This is a genomic window from Paenibacillus sp. FSL H7-0735 (assembly GCF_038008505.1).
Classification (GTDB): domain Bacteria; phylum Bacillota; class Bacilli; order Paenibacillales; family Paenibacillaceae; genus Paenibacillus_AQ; species Paenibacillus_AQ odorifer.
In genome coordinates this window covers 3,260,565-3,281,128 of sequence record NZ_JBBOZH010000001.1, presented here as the reverse complement: position 1 = coordinate 3,281,128, position 20,564 = coordinate 3,260,565, and the positions used below count along the sequence as shown (strand labels likewise).

Genomic DNA, 20,564 nt, shown 5'->3' with positions numbered 1-20,564 from the left:
TATGAGATTCTGGCATAAAATTCTGCTGTCAGTCCTCGCCTTCTTCATCGTCGCCCTAGATGTGAGTGTAATAATGATTATGAAAAAAAGCTGGCAGCTGAACATGGACAGCGAAATGCAGCGTGCTTCAAGCGAACAGCTATTAATTGCAAACAACATTTATGAAAATCTTGAATCAATTCAGACCCGTGGGGCCACACTTACCTCTACTTTAATCTCCAGCGTGGCTCAATCCTATGGTGAATTTTATCATAAGCAGGGAATCGGACTACAGCTCTGGGAGAATGACCAGCTGGTTTATCCGAATGCCGGAGTCCCATCAGTCTCAACACCGGAATCACATTCTATTCAACTCTCTACTGAGCTCCCTGCTCCCTATCAAGCTTTGACGATCGTTTATCAACGTGATATCAGTGACCTGTATGCTAAGCAGCATGAGCTGAACCGTTTTTTTGTAATGATTAACTGGATTATCGGTCCAATTCTGCTCCTATTACTCTACTTGCTGATCCGGCAGTTGACCAAACCACTTAAACAGCTTTCAAAGACTACAAAAACGATCGCTGAAGGCAAATATACCGAGCGTGTGCAGTTGCGCAGTAAAGATGAATTTGGTGAGTTAGCCCTGAACTTTAACCGAATGGCAAACGCAGTGGAACAGCACGTGATCGAACTGTCTAATATGGCCGATGAAAAGCAGAGAATGGTAGATAACCTCGCCCACGAACTGCGCACACCTTTAACCAGTATGCAGGGATTTGCTGAATTTCTGACTTCCGCGAATATAGGCCAGGAAGAACAGCAGATGGCTGGTCAATATATCCTTAGTGAAACCTTACGCCTGAAGAATTTAGCCTTCAAACTGCTGGATTTGTCCGTCCTACGGCATCATCCTCTGACTCTGAAACAAGTAGACATATCAGATTTGTTCAAATCGGTTAAACAGATTGTGCAGCTTAAATTGGACGAAGCAGGCATCAAACTAGAAATGGATTATTCGATCCCTGCGGTTTGGGGTGATCATGATCTGCTAACTTCCTTCTTGGTTAACCTTGTCGAAAATTCCATTCATGCATCTCCGCAAGGGAGCACCATCCGCTTGCTTGCCTATGCATTGCAAAATGAAGCCATATTGGAAGTATGTGATTCGGGATTTGGGATGACCCCGGAACAGAGCGCGCGTGTTTTTGAACCCTTTTATCGAGGTGAAAAATCGCGCACACGCGAATACGGGGGTGCGGGTCTTGGTTTATCTTTATGCAAGCAAATCGCAGATGCACATCAAGCCAGAATTTCACTGAATTCTACTTTAGGTCAAGGAACAAGTATCCGCATCTTTTTACAACTCCATAACATCTGTTTACCTACTCTATAACATCTATAGTTTAAGGTTAGGAAGATTCAGCATCATCCGAAGCAAATGGAGGTTATTCAAGTGAATAACAAAAAATTCCCCACTGCTTTAGCTGTACTCCTGTTCTCAGGGAGTCTGCTAATCGTCAGTGCAGTCATTCAAAACACCACCCATTTAGCTTTAACCAGCATCAAAACCCCAGGGGTGAAGTTGGAAGCACCCACGCAGGTGTCCACAGAGAATGACGATCTACAACAGCAGACGAGCCCTAAAGAAATACAACAAATTAACAATTTCATAGACATGGCTGGTAATGAGACTTCTGTATCCAAACGGAACACTGTTACACCGCCTGCTGTAGGGCATTTGAGTCAAAGCGATACCGTTGCTCTGGCTGCTTCAAGCGTTCGCAAATTATTCGATGTGGACATTGCCAAGCTGCAGATGCGGGTTATTCTGAGTGATACCCGAACCTCGCTGCCGTGGACATGGGCTGTACATTTCAGTCCATATAACGCCAAGACCCTAGAAGGGCAAGGTAAGGAATTCTGGGAATACGATGTACTAATTGATCCCATAAACGGTATGGTAGTGAATACGACCGCGATTAATAATTCTCTGAAAAGAACACCAATTAGCGCTTCTGCTGCCAGCGCCATCTATAAAGATGCTAGTTGGATCAATACGGCCATTACTATCCTTACAGATAAACAAAAAGAAAGCCGAAAAATTGTTGCAGCAACACTAATCAACACTGAAACCAATGATAAACGCGGCATGGTCGCTGTTCAGATGATGCTGGAAGATGGCAGCAGCTACACGGCAGAAATGCGTTATCCTGATCAAAGTCTGCGCTGCCTTACCTACGAGACTGCTCAAGTAGTGAAATAAATCAAAAATAGAATCAACTCTTCACTAATCCTACTTTTATGTCGATAATTTATATTACATGGAAAAGTATGGAGGAGCATATGAACACTAATCGCAGAACCGAACCTTTTCGATATACCCTTAAAGAACCTGTAACATTTGATCTTCATATTCTTACTATTAACGGCATCCAGGTTCCTTCCAAGCCTGTAAGGGCTGTATTGTTCGACATCAGTCGATCGGGTTGCCACTTATCGTTACCCCTCAATATCAACCCAGAAAATAACCTAGTACGCATTGGCATGGAAATGAATCTTACGGATGAATCTATGTACATAGAAGGAATATTGAAATGGAACAAAGAACAACAAGGCAGTTTCCACTACGGCATTCAGTTGGACATCCCTGAGAATGACGGTGAACGACTCCCAAGGGTACTTCGCATACTTGCTGGAGAAGGCAAAATATTAGTTCGTTAAGATAACAAAAAAAGAGTAGTTTTAATCTAAAAAAGCAACAACCCCGCGTTTTCATGCAGGGTTGTTGCTTTTTAGCTATTGCGATCCAAACTTATTGTTGTAATCCGAAATTACAGACTAACATTTCCTGAATTTTATTCTTGAGGCACATCCCGTTCAGAGGATGCTGCTACAGCTTTTTCTTTCTCCAGTACCTCTCTTAAATCATCCTGAATTCTGCGATTCCATAAGGGAACCCCTGAGCGATAAGCAGCTCTACCTGTCAAATGCGCAGATAAAGGTGAGGTCATAAATACAAAGACAATCCCCAGTAGCAGCTTAGCACTTATATGATCTAGAAAAAATGCAAAATATAGAAAGGCCCCGCTCAGAACACATAAAACACCAAGGGTGGCACTTTTAGCAGCGGCATGCGATCTCAGATAAACATCAGGCAGCCGAATCAGTCCATAAGCACTTACAGCACTAAGCAATGCCCCCATCAGAATTAACAAAGCAAACAGCAATTCACCGACTGTCTTGATCGTTTCCATGTTCTAGCACCACTCCCCTTTCGATGTATCTGGCAAATGCCGTCGTGCCGATAAAGGAAAGAATGCCTATTAACAAAATAATTTCGATAAAAGCCTGCGTTCGGAGTAAAACAGAAAGAACGGCTACCATGGCTAACAGATTAATTCCAATCGTATCCAATGCTGCTACCCGGTCAGGCAAAGAAGGTCCCTTCAACAAACGCCAGGCACATACACCAATCGCCAGCGCCATAATCGTAAGCGAGAGCATAAGAATAAAATGGATCATTAACGGGTCACCTCCAATATCGCGCGCTCAAAGGTGTCACGGATATTCGCTCTGAACTGTGCGGGATCATCAACATCCATGGCATGAATATACAAAGTCCGGTTATCATCCGATACTTCAAGTACCACAGATCCGGGAGTAAGGCAGAGCAATGTGATCAAAGTAGCCACTTCCCAATCCGATTTCAGCTCTGTAGTATATTTCAAGATTGCTGGACGTATATTAAGCTCCGGTCTCAGAACGGCTTTTACCACTACATAACTTGAAACGACCAGTTCCCGCAGCAGCAAAAGGATTAGCTTAATAATTGCCCACACTTTTCCTAGATATAATCTGGGCCAAAAACGTCGCATTCCGAGCAGAATGAGGATACCGATCAAGAAACCAATGACGAAACGTGGCCCAGTCCAGTCATTGTGCAGGAACATCCACAGGAATGCTATCATGAAATTCAATAATAGTTGAAAAGCCATAGTATCACTCCTTCATGACAGCGTTAATGTATAGTGCTGGATCAGCCAGTACGGCTCCGGCTTGACTCACAAAACCGTTTACCGTCTCCGCACCTACACCCATCAGAATTACAATCACGAACAGAACAGCCGCCGGTGCCATCATGGCTTTATAATGAAGCGGTTTGACTTGTTCTTCCCTTTTCTCGCCACCCCAGAATACTTGCTGGAATACCTTGATCAAGGAATATAACACTACAAAGCTGGATGCAAGTGCAATCAGCGCCAGAGCCACGTGATTCTCTCCAAACCCACTACGCACCATCATCACTTTTCCAGCGAAACCACTAAGGGGTGGAACACCAACCAATGCCAAAGTCAGTACAAAAAACATCCAGCCGGTCCACGGATAACGTCGGATCAAACCACCCATTTCTTTTAATCGGTCGGTGCCCGAAGCTGAGATAATCATCCCACCTAGGAAAAATAATAATGCTTTGGCAACCATGTCATGCATTAAATAAAACACTACACCATTTAACGAATCCTGAGTTGCGACAGAGATCCCAAAAGCAATAAATCCTACACTGATGATGATATTATAATTAAATATTCGGCCCAGATCGTTGTAAGCCAATGCCCCGATTGCCCCAAGTATCATTGTCGCCCCCGCCATCCAGGCAATCAATGTATGGGTGAGTCCCGGTTCTTGAATAAAAATCAAAGTAAAGGTACGTGTAATTGCATACAATCCTACCTTGGTTAACAAAGCCCCAAACAGGGCTCTAACAGCCAATGGCGGTGCACTATAGGAATCGGGAAGCCAGAAAAAGAGCAGCAAACCTGCCTTAATCGAAAATACAATTAGCAGCAGGACCGCAATGACGTTCATTACACCGCCTTGTCCCGCCTCTGCTACACGCATAGATAAATGCGCCATATTCAGTGTGCCTGTCGCAGCATATAAATAAGCAATCGTCGCCACAAACAAGGAAGAGGAAATCACATTAATTAATACATACTTTAATGTCTCTCGCAGTTGACCCTTGGACCCACCAAGTACGATCAAAGCGTAAGAAGCAACTAACAGCACCTCAAAGCAGACAAACAAGTTAAACAGGTCCCCGGTGAGGAAAGAGCCAAAAACCCCGGTTAATAAAAAATGGAAAAACGGGTAGTAATAAAACCGTTCTCTGTCTTCCCCAATGCTAGCGAAGGAAAAAAACAGACAAGCCGCACCAACAATGGCCGCTGTCAACACGAGCAATGCCGAAAACATATCGGCAACAAACACAATGCCATAAGGTGGACGCCATCCCCCCATATATAAGGTCTGGATACCGTTTGTATTTACCTGATACACAATGAATCCTGCAACAAAGATATTTAAAAACACACTGGCGGCACTTATGATTCGTTGCAGACGTACTCGTTCTTTCAGAAAAATGAGTATAACTGCCGTAATGGCCGGAATCAGCAGAGGCAGCACTAACAAGTTGTTCATCGTCTCTCCTCCTTGGTTCCTTCCACATCATCGGTACCCGTCGAGCGGTAAGTCCGGTATGCCAAAACAATAAAAAATGCTGTTACTCCAAAGCTAATTACAATAGAGGTCAAAATGAGCGCCTGCGGCAAAGGATCGACATAAGCTTCCGCTTCCTCACCCAGCAATGGTGCAGCACCTGTCTTGAGGCCAGACATTGTCAGTAACAACAAATGAACGCCGTGCGTTATTAAAGTGGTTCCCAGAAGGATACGCAGCAAGCTTTTGGAAAGAACTAGATAAACACCTACGGAAAACAGTACACCGATCGCCAGGGCAATAATAAGCTCCATTAGCTATCCCTCCCGATCGTAAATATGATATTCATAGTGACACCAATAACAGCTAAGAAAACACCGAGATCAAAGAACATTGCTGTGGTCAGTTCTGTTTTGCCCATAAGTGGCAGTTGGAAATAGCCAAACGCTTGGCTCAGAAAAGGTACATCGAATAAAAACGAACCTATTCCTGTAAGAAAAGCTACAGATACCCCTATCGCGATTAACTTACGGTAGTCGATAGGCAATACCTTCTCAACCATATCAATCCCAAAAGTAATGGCGAGCAGTACCAATGCGGCTGATGCCATCAATGCTCCAATAAATCCGCCTCCCGGATTATTATGTCCGGCGAAAAACAGATAAAGTGAAAATATTAGTATCATAACGAAGGCTACTTTAGCTACCGCTTGTAGTAACACATCATCACTTACAGAAGAACGTGGTTTATTATCCTTCACAGCCCGCTTCAGTGGGGCAATAGTTCCATCCGTATCCAACTGCAGTTTGATCATGGAATAAATAGCAAGTGAGGCAAGGCCAAGCACTGTAATTTCAAACATGGTATCAAAGCCGCGGAAATCAACGAGCAGAACATTAACAATATTTTTACCGCCACCCAAGGTATAGCTATTCTCCACATAATATTTCGAGATGGATTCGAACGGACTACTGCCTAAAGCAGCAAGTGCAACCAATGTCATGGTTATTCCCATCCCGATGGAAATAATTAGCTTAGGCAAGCGGGACCGAAGTTTGAACGGTTCTTTCTCCAGCTTAGGCAAATGCCGAAAACATAGCAGGAACAATGTAACGGATACTACTTCGACAATCATCTGCGTAAGCGCCAGATCAGGTGCCCGGAACAGAACAAAGAGTAAAGTAACCATATAACCAACCATTCCTGTTAACAAAATGGCTGTGATTCTGGAACGTACAAATGGGATAGCCAAAGCGCCCACAAGCATAACCATAACAACAATAACTTCAAACAACGAAAACGGAGCATATTCAGTTGTCCCAAGCGTAATTCCATCGGTATACCACACGGCTCCACCAATGGCTACGATCAGGAAAGCGAAGATATACATCAAGTAATGGCGCATGGAACCTGTCATATAGGTGCCAGTCAACGCCCTAGACGATTTCTCGACCAGCCGGATTACTCCGTCATAGACTTGATTTAAAGTGTAGCCACTGCCCCATTCTTTATCGACCAGACTCCAGCGGCCATAGATTCGGTATACAATAATACCAAGAATCACAACACCAAGTGTCATCCATATTTCTGGTGTAAAGCCGTGCCAGAAATGAATATTCACAACAAAGGGTTCTCCGGTCTGCAAGATTGGGTGAATAGCATTCATTGCAGGGATAATAAGTGTATTGGATAATATATTCGGGAAAAAACCGATAAATATAGACAGCACTGCTAGCAGGCACGGGGCAAGCAGAAGTCCAAATGGGGCTTCATGCGGTTTTTTGTCCAGCTTCTCAGGCTGATATTTTCCGAAAAAGGTGTGAAAAACCAAAATCATACTGTATGCAAAAGTAAACACGCTGGCAATCCAGGCCAAAACCGGGAAGAGCGTAAACAACGAGGGAACAGACAATATATCCAGGTTTCGGATATTCAGAACAGCTGTAAAAAACATTTCTTTACTTAAAAACCCGGAAAATGGCGGCAAACCAGCCATCGAGAAACTGCCGATCATCGCTACCGTAAAGGTAACCGGCATAATGGAAATCAGTCCGCCCAGCTTCCGCAGGTCGCGGGTACCCGTCTCATGGTCAACTATACCGACCATCATAAACAAAGAGCCTTTAAAGATGGCATGGTTAATAAGGTGAAAGATAGCCGCTGTTGTTGCAGCAGTGTAAAAGACTGAATCTCCCCCTACATAAAATGCCGCTGCCGATCCCATTCCCAGCAATCCCATAATCAGTCCAAGTTGACTAATCGTTGAATAGGCTAATAGAGCCTTCAGGTCCGTCTGCTTCATCGCCTGGATAGAGCCATAAATCAAGGTGATCAAACCGACGCCTGACACAACCCAGAACCACTCATATTGCCCCGCAAAAACAGGGCTGAAACGGGCGACAAGATACAATCCAGCTTTAACCATCGTTGCCGAGTGAAGATAGGCGCTAACGGGTGTAGGTGCCTCCATGGCATCTGGCAGCCAGATATGAAACGGGAACTGTGCTGATTTGGTGAAGGCGCCTAAAAGAATTAGTAGCATCGCCGGAATAAATAAAGCATGCCCGCTAATATCGCCAACCTCACTCCAAATTTCCCGGATACTAAAGGTGCCTGTCATTACATAAAGCATTAAAAAGCCGGCAAACATCGCTAAACCACCAAATACGGTAATCAACATAGATTTGAGAGCACCATACCGCGATTTTTGCCGCCGATGCCAAAAGGCAATTAACAGAAATGACGAAACACTTGTTAATTCCCAAAAGCCGTATAACACCATCAAGTTATCCGAGAGCACAACGCCAAGCATCGCCCCCATAAACAACATCAGATAAATATAAAAAGGGGTTAACGCTTCTTTTCGCCGGTCAAGATAATAAATTGAATAGATAATTACAAGACTACCCATCCCAGTGATTAGCAAAGCAAACAACAAACTTAATCCATCCAGATGGAAAACCAAATCAATTCCTAGTGAAGGAATCCATGAAATGGTTTCATATCCCAAATCCCCACCCTTAATAACGGGAATCCGGGTTAAGAAATAAACAAACAAAACGAGTGAACCAGGGAAAACAAGCCATCCTCTATGAAGGTTGGGTGCTCTCTTGGACAAAAGTGCGATTACTAAGGCCATTAGAAACGGAACAAGTATGATTACATGCAGCAAAGGCAGTCCTCCTTTTCCACTTGAGCTTATCAAGTTGTGAACTTTAGTACTTACTTTTTTACCAAAAGCCAAAGATCATATGATTGGTAGGGCCTTATATACAAGGCCCCAATGTTGATAAGGGCAAGCCCGATTATAAAGAATCGGTCAATGTGCCATCACAAATATGCAGATATCTAGCCTTTCCATCTTCCTGCTCAATTCTGAATAAACCGTTCTCAAATTCTGTGTGTAGTTCGTGAAAGAACTTTCCCTTAAGCGAATACTCTCCCTGAGGTTCATCACTGAGCTGATATTCAGCCCCGTTTTTGACCAGGTAGGCGATAACGCCTTCCTCATGGGTTTCTTCCAACCCGGCGCGCATCCGCTGCACAGCCACGACATGCAGATCCATCATTTTCATTTTACCAATGAGTTCATTGATGAAATTACGTTTGGTAAGCTCCTGCCACCGAGTTTGAGCAGATTGTCCAATGACGATCTGTGTAACCTCATTCTCTTCAGCAACTTCTACAATAATATCTGTTGTTTTTCGGCCTTCACGTTTCCGAATGATAAACTCTGCGCCAGCTTCATCGGCAAGACGTTTCCAGACCGTCATATACATTTCTTTGCTCTGATTATATTCATCAATATCCGAACTATCGACATTTAATACAAACAATGGCGCCCCTATAATTTCAGATAGTTGGACACCACGCCGGATTAAACGCTCCCCATGCGGACCATAATGAACACAAACCATAATCTTTTCATTGTGTATGACCTTCACCCTCCTGTAACATGGCCAAGAAATACAAAAGGAGCCCACTGGCGTTAGGCCCCTTGCGTATTACTAAAACCCGATAAGTTATACTTAATTATATCTATTCCTATGTTTTTTGTAAAGTTTGATGGTTATCATGGAACATATTTCTTTTTAATGCTTGTATCATGCCCTTCTTTTGCAGGTGTCATTCAATGCATTTTATACATTCCTTTACAGGAATATTCCTGTCATGGTATATTAAAATTAATATTACAAACAGGAAATAACAAAAAGGAGGCGCTATAGAGCCGTTTAACCATGGTGCGTCATAATAGAGCGAATGAATTTAATGAATCGAAGTGATCCTCGTTTATGAATACTAACGTTATGAGTGCCTTAGCTGAGCCCCACCGCATGCAGATCGTTGAACTATTACGGGTTAATCCCTTAACCGTTGGGGAGATTGCAGAAAGTCTTCAGCTACGGCAGCCTCAAGCGTCCAAGCATTTGCGCGTCCTTAGTGAAGCGGGCTTAATTGAAGTTCAAGCTGTTGCTAACAAGCGCATTTGCAAGCTACGTCCTGATCCATTTAAGGAAATAGACGATTGGTTAGACTCCTACCGCCATATATGGGAAGAACGATATGATCGACTGGATGATTATTTGCAAAAGCTACAGAGCAATGAAAACAATAAAAAATCATAGTCTCAGGCTGAAATTGGCAGGAAGCATACAAATTTGAGGAGGATCTATCCCATGACAAATTCTAACCCGTCCAACCAAGTGGTATCCAAAATTGTTGATGGCAACACGTTAGTATTAGAGCGCGTATTCCAAGCTCCACGTGAACTTGTATTCAAAGCTTTTTCTGAGGCTGAGCATTTGAAGCACTGGTGGGGTCCAAAAGGTTGGACGCTTCCCGTATGTAATGTCGATTTCCGTCCAGGGGGTACTTGGCATTATTGCATGAAGTGCGAGGATAAGAATCAAGGTGATTTCTACGGTATGGAGTCTTGGGGCAAGGCATTGTATAAGGAAATTACAGTCCCAGAACAAGTCATTTATACAGATGGGTTCTCAGATGCAGAGGGTAATATTTCAAAAGATTTGCCTGAGACGCTTGTCCAACTAGATTTTATCGTCCTGGATGGTCAAACGAAGCTGGTGAATACCGGTAAATACTCTTCTCCGGAAGCCTTGCAACAAGTTATTGATATGGGGATGTTAGAGGGGATTTCCCAAACCTTCGACAATTTGGATGCCCATCTCGAGAATTTACAGAAGAATAACTAGAGCAGCTATGTGCTAGCCATGACCCTTTTCATCGATAAATAGGACGAAGCAAGGCTACTCTCTCCCGCTCGTCCTATTATGTTTATTTTGCAGGAAATAAGAACCTGATACTATTCGGAAAATATTGCAGGAAAAACATGTCATTATGCGTGCCCAGCGGATCCGTCTCAAACTTCACACGCTGATCAGCTTCATCAATCTTCTCTTTTAAAATATCATAAGCACGTTTGCTGTTAGGCACCATGTCCTTCTGGACATTTGTCTTGTGGATACCTTCCTGTTCACCAACATACATATAAATTCTGCATTCCCTATCTAGTCTTGAAGCTTCCATGTAATGAATGAAATCTTTAAACCATACAGACGCAGATATGAATATAAAATTTCCAAAAATAGCTTCAGTCTTGTACATTGCGTACAGACTTATTAATCCACCTAGTGAAACACCACCCAAAGCCAATTTCTTCGGCTCGTTAGAGATGCGATAGGAGCTTTTGATATAGGGTACAAGATCCTGATAGACGTAATTCAAATAATCATCGCCCTTGCCCCCAAAGGACCAATCCTTAAAAAGAGCAGGCATTTCCCAAGGTGTATATTCATCATTCCGCAGTTGAGAATCAATCCCGATAAAAATAACCGGCTCTGTTACTCCCTCTTCCACATCTTTCTCTATAGCTATAATCGCCTCTTTGAACAAAAAATCTCCATCCTGTAAGAAAACCGCTGGAAATATCCGCTCCGGAAATAGATGATATTCTTTCGGTAAATACACGGTAATCTGACGATCTATATGTTCAAAAAGCACAAGCTCGCCTGCCCTAATTTGCGTCATATCCCCACTCCTTAACAGTTCAGCACTCGAAACGCTCTACTCATAATCGTTGGCACTACAGAAGCGTGATTTTCATTGGGTGCGACATAGTGCTCAACCTCTAAATTAGGCAGAGCATATTCATTCATTTTTGAAAATAATAATGCTGCGTCATCGACCATAAACGACTCTTCACTCCCTACGGTAATCAATAACTTTTGTTTATCGGTCATCTTCACTTGACCATTGTTATTAAACCGCTCCGCATACGTCAGGATTTCATGATCATTCCACCAAATGGATGGACTAGAGGCCAAATAATACTGGAATAGCTTCGCACGAGTGAATAACGTCCAGAGGACAAATAAACCGCTGAGAGAGTGACCAAACAAGGCTTGTTTATGCTGATCCACATTATATTTCTTGTTGATTGCTGGCATTAACTCTAATTCTAAAAAAGCTAAAAACTTCTCAGCCCCACCATGTGGTCCTATGTCAGCATTTTTCAATCGATCCGGATATACATACTGCCTCGCAGGAGGTGTGAAATCATAAAATCTTCTTTTAGAGACCTCTTCATCTGTACCATAATGTCCAATTCCAATCACAATTGCTGGTGCAATAAAAGTTTTTGGGGCATTTCTTGACTGCAGTTTTACGACATCCCGACCTAATTGAAAATATGAATTACCATCGAGCATGTAATATACTGGAAAGCCCTTTTCTGGTGCTGCTTCTCTGGGAAGAGAAACCTTTATATCGTACGTGTAACCCATATACTGAGATTCAAGTTTCCATGATTCTGTGTGTTCGAGCTCTACTTGTGTTGTCATTTTTTCTGTACTCTCTCCCCTACACTCTTGACTTGGCTAATAAATATAAGAAATATGGAATACCAATAATCGAAACGACTATACCCACGGGTAACTCTGCCGGCTGAAATATTGTTTTGGCAAAATAATCTGAGATCACCAGCAAAAACATCCCAACCACTGCACTGGATAACATAATATAGCGGTGATTAATTCCTACTAATCGTCTGGCGATATGAGGAGCCATCAAGCCTATAAAACTTATAGAACCGGATACAGATACACAAACACTTACAATCCCCACACTGCATAACAGAAAGATCAGCTTTTCTTTTTCTACCGAGATCCCCAAGCTTTTTGTACTGGAATCCTCCAATTGAAAATAATTGAGTAAATAGCTTTTTCGATACATTACAAATCCTAAAATAAGCACCCAAGGTGCGATCATAATGATATAAGTCCAGTTCGCGCTATAAATACTTCCGACACTCCAAACCGCGGCCATTTCATAATCACTTGCATTCATTTTCAGAGAAATATACAACGACAACGCACCAAAACCACTACTAATCGCGATCCCTGTCAAAATCAAGCGTTGCATATCGAGTGCACCATTCCGCCAAGAGAAAATAAAGATAATCACAACTGCGGCAAGCCCACCTACAAAACCAAACAGCGGCATGGCTAGTATCGAGAACCAGCTTTCTTTGAAAAAAGTAACTCCCGACATCTGAAAGAAAAACATAAACGCGACGATGGCAGCTCCAGCGCCTGCATTAATCCCAAGGATCCCTGGATCAGCCAGCCCGTTACGGGTAATTCCTTGAATGACAGTTCCCGCCATCCCCAGACCTATTCCTACTAAAGAAGCAATAATGATCCGTGGTAACCGAAACTGAAAAATAACCAGATCAAATTTAGGGTTAGGATCTATTCGCAGCAGCGTTTTTATCACATCCATTACAGACATATCAAACACGCCATTCGTAAGATGAAAATACCCCGCCACAAGGGTTAACAGGATAAAAACTAATAGTGTCAGCATATAGCGGCTAAACTGTATTTTACTTCTATCCACGCTGCTCTCCCCCTTTAACCCGAATTAAATAAAGGAAGAACGGGATTCCAATAAAGGCTGTTACAACACCGATTGGCGTCTCAAACGGAAAGTTAATATAACGGCTTAAGACATCGCATAACGCTAAAAAAACAGCTCCAATCACCGCTGAGCAAGGAATGATAAAGCGATAGTCTATACCTACGATAAAACGTGTAATATGAGGAATGATTAGGCCCACAAAGGCTATCTTGCCAACTAAAGCTACTGCTGTCCCGGTCAGACATACAACAGATATAATACTGACAATTTTCACCCATTTTGTTCGTTGACCCAAGCTAATCGCCGTTTCATCCCCCAGGGAAGCAACCATTACTGATTTAGAAATACTAACCGCCAAGAGCAGTCCAACGATTATAAAAGGAATTGATAATATTAGCATATCTGGATTAACGGTATGTATTTTCGAGCTATACCAGACGCTAACATTTTGTGAGACTTGAAAAAACATCGCTACTGCTGAGGCGATACTACTTAAAAAAGTACCAATTACAGTCCCAATAATTGCTAACCTGACTGGTGATAAACCGTTTTTGACCAATGAACCAAATCCGAAAACCAAACCCGCTCCGATGGCTGAACCCACCATGGATAAAATAATCATCTGAACATTTGATAATCCCGGATAAAACACCATAGCCAACGTAATAACAAATGCCGATCCGTCATTTACTCCCATAATCGATGGTGATGCAAGATAGTTACGTGTAACCCCCTGCATTAACGCCCCTGAAACAGCCAGAGCCGCTCCAACTAATAAAGCGGCGATTACACGCGGAAATCTAGATGTCATAATAATGTTGTGGTCCACATTATTAGCATCGAAGTGTGTAATCGCCTGCCATATTGTCAATATTCCAATATCTTTAACACCATATAAGACGGATACAACAATTGCTAATACGATGAATAATGGAGAAGTTGATAGGATCAATATAACTTTCCAATTTTTTGTATTCATTTTATTCATCGCACCTTTGGTTTTACTTCAACAGGTTTTCAATTGCTGAATCCAGGAATCTTACTTTAGACCAAGCCGTTCCACCTTGTGCCAACGGATCAATTGCATTTACAAACACATGATTATTTTTGACAGCAGTAACGCTTTTGAAGATCGGATTCTTGAGCAAATCATCAAGTGCTGTTGCATTATCAGTATTCTCACTAGTCTCAAACTGCAAGAAAATATAGTCCGGATTAATATCCGCCAAAGCTTCTAATGAAAGCTCTGCTTGTGCCTCTGTAGAGGAGATCACCTCAGGAATGGCAGCGCCCAGATCTTCATAAATAACCGGATTCAAATAAACGCCAGCAGGATATACACACATACTGCCTTGACGAATACGAATGACTAGAATGGATTGATCTTTCAGCTTTTCTCCGATTTCAGCCTTAGCATCAGCGGCTTTAGATTCATAATCGCTAATAATCTTTTCCGCATCTGCCGTCTTACCGGATAATTGACCTAATAAGAGCAAGTTATCTTTCCAGTTCGTTGAAATATGTGAATAAGGAATCATCGTTTGAATTTTATTAAGTGCGCCGGCCACATCTTCTCCAAACTTGGAAGACCCTAAGATAACATCTGGATCCAGCTGCAGGATCGCTTCATTACTTGGAGCAAATTTATCCCCCACTAAGGATGCACCCGCTAGCTCTGTTGACAGATAACCTGGAATAGCATCAGCTATCGCAAGTACACCTACAGGTTTCACTCCCAGTATGGCAGCATCTTCCATAGATTCGAGACTTGCTGCTACAATATTATTAATCTCTGCAGGCACGACATAATCCTTGCCCAAATATGTAACGGTTTGTTCAGTGGCAACTGCCTCCTGAGCCGCATTTCCTTTGTTATTTGCTGTTCCTTCTGCTGCTACTGCAGCATTATTTGTGCTTTTTTCTGAAGCTGTCTTATCCTTCTCATTGTTACCGCAAGCTGCCAAACTCAAAGCTAAAACTGCTGATACCCCAGCTAATAAATATTTTTTCTGATTCATATTCAATCTCCCCATCTATATTTTATTTATCATTCTTCAAACCAAAGTGATGATAATGAGAATCGTTATCATATTAAATCATATGAGAATAATTATCAATACTTTTCTTTGAATATATGAAATCTTGTAGTTTAACAGATGCGTAGAAATATTAATGAGCATGCAGAAGAACCCGCACCAAATGCGGGTTCTTCTGCACTAAATATGAGTTAAATTTTTAATGAACGTTATAAAACTCAGATAAGTCACGGAACAACAATCCGCACTCCTCTAGTCTATTAAGTTCCTCATTCACATCAGTGATCAAATTGCTTTCTCTCTCATGGGCTGTATTGATTAGCCACGGTTGTCCTTGTTTTAGAAAACAAAGATCATCAGGCAGCCTGGTCTGTACCCACGAGTACAAGCTGGTGGAATAGGATAAAAGAATATCGACCGCTTCAGGTGAACAATTAAAAAAATAAACATCTGCATAATGCCCCATAAGCCGAGTCCCCGGCCAATAGTCATCTTTTATGACCTTTTTGAGAAATGGTTGCAGCTGTTCAAGCAGTTCAAATCCTTCTGGCTCCAACTCCATCTGATCACGTTTTACTAGAATAAATTCATCACATACTTCCATAGCTACCTGTACCAGCGTCTTGTAGGTCTGACCCGTTGGTTCCTGCAAAATAGTATGAATAATAATGTCCCCCCTCTACTTATTTGTATTATTCAAATATTCTTTATGCATCCTACCCCAGCCACACATGCTATCCAACACTGTAATTAGCGATTTTCCATGTTCTGAAATACTATATTCTACCCTCAAAGGAAGCTCATGATAACTCACCCGGTCGATAAGCTGATCCTCTTCAAGCTCCCGTAATTGTTTAGCTAACGTACCTTGGGAAACATCAGGGATGATCCGTCTAAGTTCCCCAAATCTTTTTGTGCCATCTATCAATAAAATAAATAAAATGAGCGGCTTCCACTTTCCACCGATCTTTTCAAGTGTTGTAAGAACCCCAGTCAATCTCGGCTCCAGCAAATCCATGTGATCCCCTCTTTCGATAGTTATATAACTATATGTTCGAACCAGCTAGTACGAAAAATCGTACCTAGTACGAAAAAAGTGCGTACTGTGCAGGTTATATTTTATAGCTAATAATAAAAAACAGAACTTAATAAGTCCAATTAACTATGAACGGAGAAGATAAATATGTCCACTATTTCATTAAAAAACCAGCGTATCGTCATTATCGGAGGAAGCTCCGGAATAGGGCTTGCGACTGCCAAACAAGCGGTTGAACAAGGCGCAGCTGTCATAATCGCTGGACGTTCACATGATAAATTAGAGAAAGCTCAACAGCTTTTAGGATTCGATTCTGTTGAAATATATTCACTAGATAATCAAAATGAACAGGACTTGAAAGCTTTCTTTGAAAAAATCGGCGCATTTGACCATTTATTCACTCCGGGCGCCTCCTATGTTAGAGGACCGATTACTTCGAGCTTAGAGGTTGCTCACAATTGCTTTAATGCAAAGTTCTGGCCGCAATATAATGCTGTAAAGCATGCTATCCCTTTTATCAACCCTACAGGCTCCATTGTTCTTATGTCCGGCGCATTCAGCCAACGTCCACTTGCAGACGGTGCCTCCTATGCAGCTTGTAACGGCGCAATTGAAAGTCTGGGTAAAGCATTAGCAGTAGAATTGGCTCCGATTCGGGTAAATGTTATTTCCCCCGGAACCATTCATACCAACTTTAATTGGGAAGGTGCAGAACAGGAAACTAGAGACAAGGCTTACGACGAATATACGAATATCAATCTCCTTGGCAGGGTTGGCCATGCCGACGAAGCAGCACATACAACGATTTATTTGATGACCAATAGCTATACAACAGGAAGTACTTTATTTCCGGATGGGGGATATATTTTGCGATAAAAAACAGCTGGCTCAATAAGTAAGAATTTCTACTTATTGAGTCAGCTTCTTTTAGTTTAAAGAATTAGGGAAGAATTCCTTGATTATCAGCCAGGGGATCCGTTTCCCTTAGTTAAGATCATAGTAAATTCAAATAAGGAGCATAACCTCATTTGATTATGAACTCCAATGACTACTTCGTAGTAAAGATTATACGAATTACATCCTCCTGAGTCTCCTTAATTGTATATATACCGATTTTTTCAGCGGCACTCACTAGCGCTGAGATATACTCAGGAGTTGAATTTAATTTCCGAGCAGAGGGCTCCAGGTTAATGGAGAACTCCTCCCCATGCTCGTCAACATCAAGAGATTTCACATAAACTTTAAATACCTTTACATAATGCTCATAGTTAACCAAATGTTCTTCAGTAACACCTTGAAATGAAACATTTACTTTCAAGGATTCCGGCTTCAGGAAGCTCACGTTACCTGCATTGTCTACCTGCCCTACTTCAGGATTCAACACTTGATATTCAACTCCGTCAAGGATTGTAAAATCCATCCCATTATCCATAGTAACTAGTAAATTAAGACGCACATCGATAGCTTCTGGTCCGATTAATGTCAGATAGTCGCTTACTGCTAGCTTGATCTTTTGTCCAGCCTCTTTCCCGGCAAACATTATCAATGGACTATGTACACGTCTATTCCATGACTTCTCTTCATGTGTACCCAAAGGGTCCATCTGAAAGAATAGGTCCTTACCTGATACAAATCCCTTCGACTTTAACACATTCACAAGCGGATCAATTGGCATTCCTTCGGTTACACCCATGTCGAGCCAAATCTTCAATGCAGGCTTCCCCGACTCTTTCGCCAACTCCTCCAACATGCGCCCATTGCCTACCCAAGTAGCAGGGGATAAAGCTCCTATCGACGAAAAAGTCTCCGGATGTTGATATCCCATCCATAATGCCTGAACAGCACCGAAAGACGATCCCATGATCATCCGGTGATCCCGATCGGGAATGGTCCGGTAAGCACCATCCACATAGGGAATAACTGTATTGATAAAATATTGGGTAAATTCGGCTGCACTCGTTCCATCCGTTGGAATAGACTCCTCCGGAAATGGAACATACTCCATTCCCCGTTCTGATCCATCACTTGAAGCGACTCCTATCACGATAACCTTCTCCATGGTTCCATCAGCAACAAGCTGATCAATGATCTCCTCAACTCTCCATTCTTTGCCTAAAGAGCTGGTATTTGTATTAAAAACATTCTGCCCATCGTGCATATACACAACAGGATAACGCCCACTGTCAGCTTCATACCCTGCAGGTAAATAAACAAATATTCTCCGCTCACCTAGATTCTCTATGTGCACAGTACCTTTTGCCGCCCCCACATTGGTTGGGTTCTCCGATGCATTAGAAGTATTGCTTATCGTTGGATTGGGGGTTGGTGATGTAGCAACTTTTTCATTTACATTTCCGTTACTGGAACATCCCGAAAGCGCTAACAAAACTAATACTGCAAATCCCCAAAACCTCCATCTAAATAATCCATTTGAATGCATAGAACCCCTCCTGATTTTTGTTCAAACGTTTTCACAACTCTTATTATACAGGATTTATATAGGATTATGAACATTTTTTCACAAGTTGGAGGAGCATTATAGTAAGCTCTAAACCAAGTACATCCTGGGACATACAAACCAACTCCGACAACGTCCAAACAACCCGAAGAACGGTTTACGGATCGCTCCGTGAGGGCTACAATTTGTAGCATTGCCATAGCAGGCAGGAATAGGGCATATTTTTATAACATCATTCAAAGGCATAAAGGAATAGGAAAAGCCTGCTTGGAGTTCCCAAAGAGATGATTGTTGAAGACTAACTGATCTCTAACCTGATACACGCGCCTATGAATGAACATATAAATCTATATAATTTGTGCGATTACACTCCAGCGACAAGTGATGCATGGAGAGTTGAGTTGACGGGGGGGCAATGTGTAAAAGCGTTCGAGTTTAATTGTATTTCATACAACTATAATCAAACAGAACGCTCGATCACTGGATATAAGTGTATTTCGTGCAGCTATTTTCTGAAATTACTCCCTTATAAGTGGATTCTCTAGTTTTTAGTTGTATAAAGTGCAGTTAAAGTCAGGATTATTCTTTTGGCACTCGAAATAACTGCACAAAGTACAGCTATTTCGCAGATTCCTTCAACTTCCGACGCAAAAAAATCAAAGAAGCAATCAGACAACCTCCACTAGCTCATCATTTGCAAAAGCAAACCTCCCCGCAGACCAAAAACACCAGACAGTGATTCTCCACGAACTGAAGGATCACTGTCTGGTGTTTTATTCAGATTCAGAAAGGGTTGTTGTTTTGAGATAATCTCTTCTTTCCAATTAGTACTGTTGTCTTTCCTCGTAGGATACAAACAGCATTCTACGTTGCACATCCATAAGCATACGAATCACCCAACTTGCTAACAAGGCAACAACAAATCCAGCTACTACATAGGAGATATATTGTTGAGATAATGTCCAGTCGATCTGGAACAAAGCAAACACACTATTCTCTAAAATGTTCAAATCCATGGTTTGCAAGAAAATCTGGTGCAGCACAGGTAGTGTAATCAGGCCCAGTGCAGCCGCTACTACAGTTACTGTTATTGAAAAGAATATAATGCTGGATACGAATCGACCCATAATCAGCATAACGTTACGGGCAAACTTCGCTCCATGAAAACCTAACTTCATTCGTTGCAGAAAGCCCGCTCCCTCCAGCTGCATTTCCGATCTGGCCTCTTCACTAGGTCTAGGAATATCTAACAATGATCTGACCAGCTCTTGCTCAAATTGTACGATGTAATCCAATCCCTTAGCTACTGCAAAAAACAAAGGAATTCCGATGAATATTGGGGTTAACGCAATGGATAACGTCAGCCCTGTCACCATAAACACGAAATATACAATCGTAAGCGGCAAAGAGATTAAGAAGTATAAAATACTCCGATATGTCTTTGGACTTGCTCCACGTTTGCGCGTTTTAGATTGGGGTTGGGATTCTGCTGGAATATGCATGGAATCAAGAGCTCCCATCGGCATAGAGTATAACTTATCATTCATTTCTATTGTCCTTCCTCTCACGTTTTTCAATTAATCTCATTATACGTGGGAAAGAGAAGGCTCAAAACAGT

22 protein-coding genes are annotated in these 20,564 nt (G+C 42.1%); 6 read left to right on the top strand and 16 right to left on the bottom strand.

The window, feature by feature from the left end:
• The first annotated feature begins 1 nt into the window (after position 1).
• The 3 genes from NSS82_RS14830 to NSS82_RS14820 all read left to right on the top strand — a co-directional run bounded on the left by NSS82_RS14830 (position 2) and on the right by NSS82_RS14820 (position 2,703).
• On the top strand, positions 2-1,375 hold the full coding sequence (locus tag NSS82_RS14830) for a sensor histidine kinase (protein ID WP_076273840.1): 1,374 nt from the start codon (positions 2-4) through the stop codon (positions 1,373-1,375).
• Positions 1,376-1,435: 60 nt separating this feature from the next.
• On the top strand, positions 1,436-2,245 hold the full coding sequence (locus tag NSS82_RS14825) for a hypothetical protein (protein WP_076273841.1): 810 nt from the start codon (positions 1,436-1,438) through the stop codon (positions 2,243-2,245).
• Between the two features lie 80 nt (positions 2,246-2,325).
• Positions 2,326-2,703: a PilZ domain-containing protein gene (locus NSS82_RS14820; protein WP_036686410.1), complete on the top strand. Its 378-nt coding sequence runs from the start codon at positions 2,326-2,328 to the stop codon at positions 2,701-2,703.
• Between the two features lie 134 nt (positions 2,704-2,837).
• On the opposite strand, the gene mnhG is transcribed toward NSS82_RS14820, so the two are convergent.
• The 7 genes from mnhG to NSS82_RS14785 all read right to left on the bottom strand — a co-directional run bounded on the left by mnhG (position 2,838) and on the right by NSS82_RS14785 (position 9,422).
• Positions 2,838-3,236: a monovalent cation/H(+) antiporter subunit G gene (mnhG, locus tag NSS82_RS14815; protein WP_076273842.1), complete on the bottom strand. Its 399-nt coding sequence runs from the start codon at positions 3,234-3,236 to the stop codon at positions 2,838-2,840.
• Entirely contained in the window at positions 3,211-3,504 is a 294-nt protein-coding gene (locus tag NSS82_RS14810) for a Na(+)/H(+) antiporter subunit F1 (protein ID WP_036686407.1), read from the bottom strand. The genes mnhG and NSS82_RS14810 overlap by 26 nt, the downstream gene beginning before the upstream one ends.
• Positions 3,504-3,977 (bottom strand): Na+/H+ antiporter subunit E, encoded by a 474-nt coding sequence (locus tag NSS82_RS14805; protein WP_076101747.1) that lies wholly within the window; start codon positions 3,975-3,977, stop codon positions 3,504-3,506. Before NSS82_RS14805 ends, NSS82_RS14810 begins: the two co-directional genes overlap by 1 nt.
• A gap of 4 nt (positions 3,978-3,981) precedes the next feature.
• Entirely contained in the window at positions 3,982-5,460 is a 1,479-nt protein-coding gene (locus tag NSS82_RS14800; protein WP_076273843.1) for a Na+/H+ antiporter subunit D, read from the bottom strand.
• Positions 5,457-5,792, bottom strand: coding sequence for a Na(+)/H(+) antiporter subunit C (locus NSS82_RS14795; RefSeq protein WP_036686402.1), 336 nt, complete (start codon positions 5,790-5,792; stop codon positions 5,457-5,459). The genes NSS82_RS14800 and NSS82_RS14795 overlap by 4 nt, the downstream gene beginning before the upstream one ends.
• Positions 5,792-8,656, bottom strand: a complete 2,865-nt coding sequence (locus tag NSS82_RS14790) for a Na+/H+ antiporter subunit A (RefSeq protein WP_038574415.1) — start codon at positions 8,654-8,656, stop codon at positions 5,792-5,794. Before NSS82_RS14790 ends, NSS82_RS14795 begins: the two co-directional genes overlap by 1 nt.
• Positions 8,657-8,783: 127 nt before the next feature.
• The gene (locus NSS82_RS14785) at positions 8,784-9,422 is read right to left on the bottom strand and encodes a universal stress protein (RefSeq protein ID WP_232061321.1); all 639 of its coding nucleotides are present in this window, start codon (positions 9,420-9,422) and stop codon (positions 8,784-8,786) included.
• A gap of 348 nt (positions 9,423-9,770) precedes the next feature.
• Here NSS82_RS14785 and NSS82_RS14780 point away from each other — a divergent pair, with 348 nt between their 5' ends.
• The gene (locus tag NSS82_RS14780) at positions 9,771-10,103 is read left to right on the top strand and encodes an ArsR/SmtB family transcription factor (protein ID WP_036686399.1); all 333 of its coding nucleotides are present in this window, start codon (positions 9,771-9,773) and stop codon (positions 10,101-10,103) included.
• 51 nt (positions 10,104-10,154) lie between these two features.
• On the top strand, positions 10,155-10,691 hold the full coding sequence (locus tag NSS82_RS14775) for an SRPBCC domain-containing protein (RefSeq protein ID WP_036686397.1): 537 nt from the start codon (positions 10,155-10,157) through the stop codon (positions 10,689-10,691).
• Positions 10,692-10,773: 82 nt separating this feature from the next.
• Here NSS82_RS14775 and NSS82_RS14770 read toward each other — a convergent pair whose 3' ends face one another.
• From NSS82_RS14770 to NSS82_RS14740, 7 genes are all read right to left on the bottom strand, one after another.
• On the bottom strand, positions 10,774-11,526 hold the full coding sequence (locus tag NSS82_RS14770) for an alpha/beta hydrolase (protein ID WP_076104283.1): 753 nt from the start codon (positions 11,524-11,526) through the stop codon (positions 10,774-10,776).
• A gap of 11 nt (positions 11,527-11,537) precedes the next feature.
• A complete protein-coding gene (locus tag NSS82_RS14765; protein ID WP_076104284.1) occupies positions 11,538-12,338 on the bottom strand; it encodes an alpha/beta hydrolase in 801 nt (266 codons plus the stop codon).
• Positions 12,339-12,357: 19 nt separating this feature from the next.
• Positions 12,358-13,362: a FecCD family ABC transporter permease gene (locus tag NSS82_RS14760; RefSeq protein WP_076104305.1), complete on the bottom strand. Its 1,005-nt coding sequence runs from the start codon at positions 13,360-13,362 to the stop codon at positions 12,358-12,360.
• Positions 13,363-13,387: 25 nt separating this feature from the next.
• Complete coding sequence (locus NSS82_RS14755) at positions 13,388-14,404, bottom strand: FecCD family ABC transporter permease (RefSeq protein WP_076273844.1); 1,017 nt, start codon at positions 14,402-14,404, stop codon at positions 13,388-13,390.
• A 13-nt stretch (positions 14,405-14,417) separates the two neighbouring features.
• Positions 14,418-15,434, bottom strand: coding sequence for an ABC transporter substrate-binding protein (locus tag NSS82_RS14750; protein ID WP_036686393.1), 1,017 nt, complete (start codon positions 15,432-15,434; stop codon positions 14,418-14,420).
• Positions 15,435-15,651: 217 nt separating this feature from the next.
• Entirely contained in the window at positions 15,652-16,104 is a 453-nt protein-coding gene (locus tag NSS82_RS14745) for a hypothetical protein (protein ID WP_081386757.1), read from the bottom strand.
• Between the two features lie 27 nt (positions 16,105-16,131).
• A complete protein-coding gene (locus tag NSS82_RS14740; protein WP_036686390.1) occupies positions 16,132-16,470 on the bottom strand; it encodes a winged helix-turn-helix transcriptional regulator in 339 nt (112 codons plus the stop codon).
• 165 nt (positions 16,471-16,635) lie between these two features.
• On the opposite strand from NSS82_RS14740, the gene NSS82_RS14735 reads away from it, so the two are divergent.
• Positions 16,636-17,364 carry an SDR family oxidoreductase gene (locus NSS82_RS14735; protein WP_076273846.1) on the top strand — a complete coding sequence of 243 codons (729 nt, stop codon included), beginning with the start codon at positions 16,636-16,638 and terminating at the stop codon, positions 17,362-17,364.
• 172 nt (positions 17,365-17,536) lie between these two features.
• Here the strand turns inward: NSS82_RS14735 and NSS82_RS14730 are convergent, their stop codons facing one another.
• Both NSS82_RS14730 and NSS82_RS14725 read right to left on the bottom strand, forming a co-directional pair.
• Entirely contained in the window at positions 17,537-18,928 is a 1,392-nt protein-coding gene (locus NSS82_RS14730; protein WP_076273847.1) for an alpha/beta hydrolase, read from the bottom strand.
• 842 nt (positions 18,929-19,770) lie between these two features.
• Positions 19,771-20,493 carry a sensor domain-containing protein gene (locus tag NSS82_RS14725; RefSeq protein WP_051491455.1) on the bottom strand — a complete coding sequence of 241 codons (723 nt, stop codon included), beginning with the start codon at positions 20,491-20,493 and terminating at the stop codon, positions 19,771-19,773.
• Positions 20,494-20,564 lie beyond the last annotated feature (71 nt).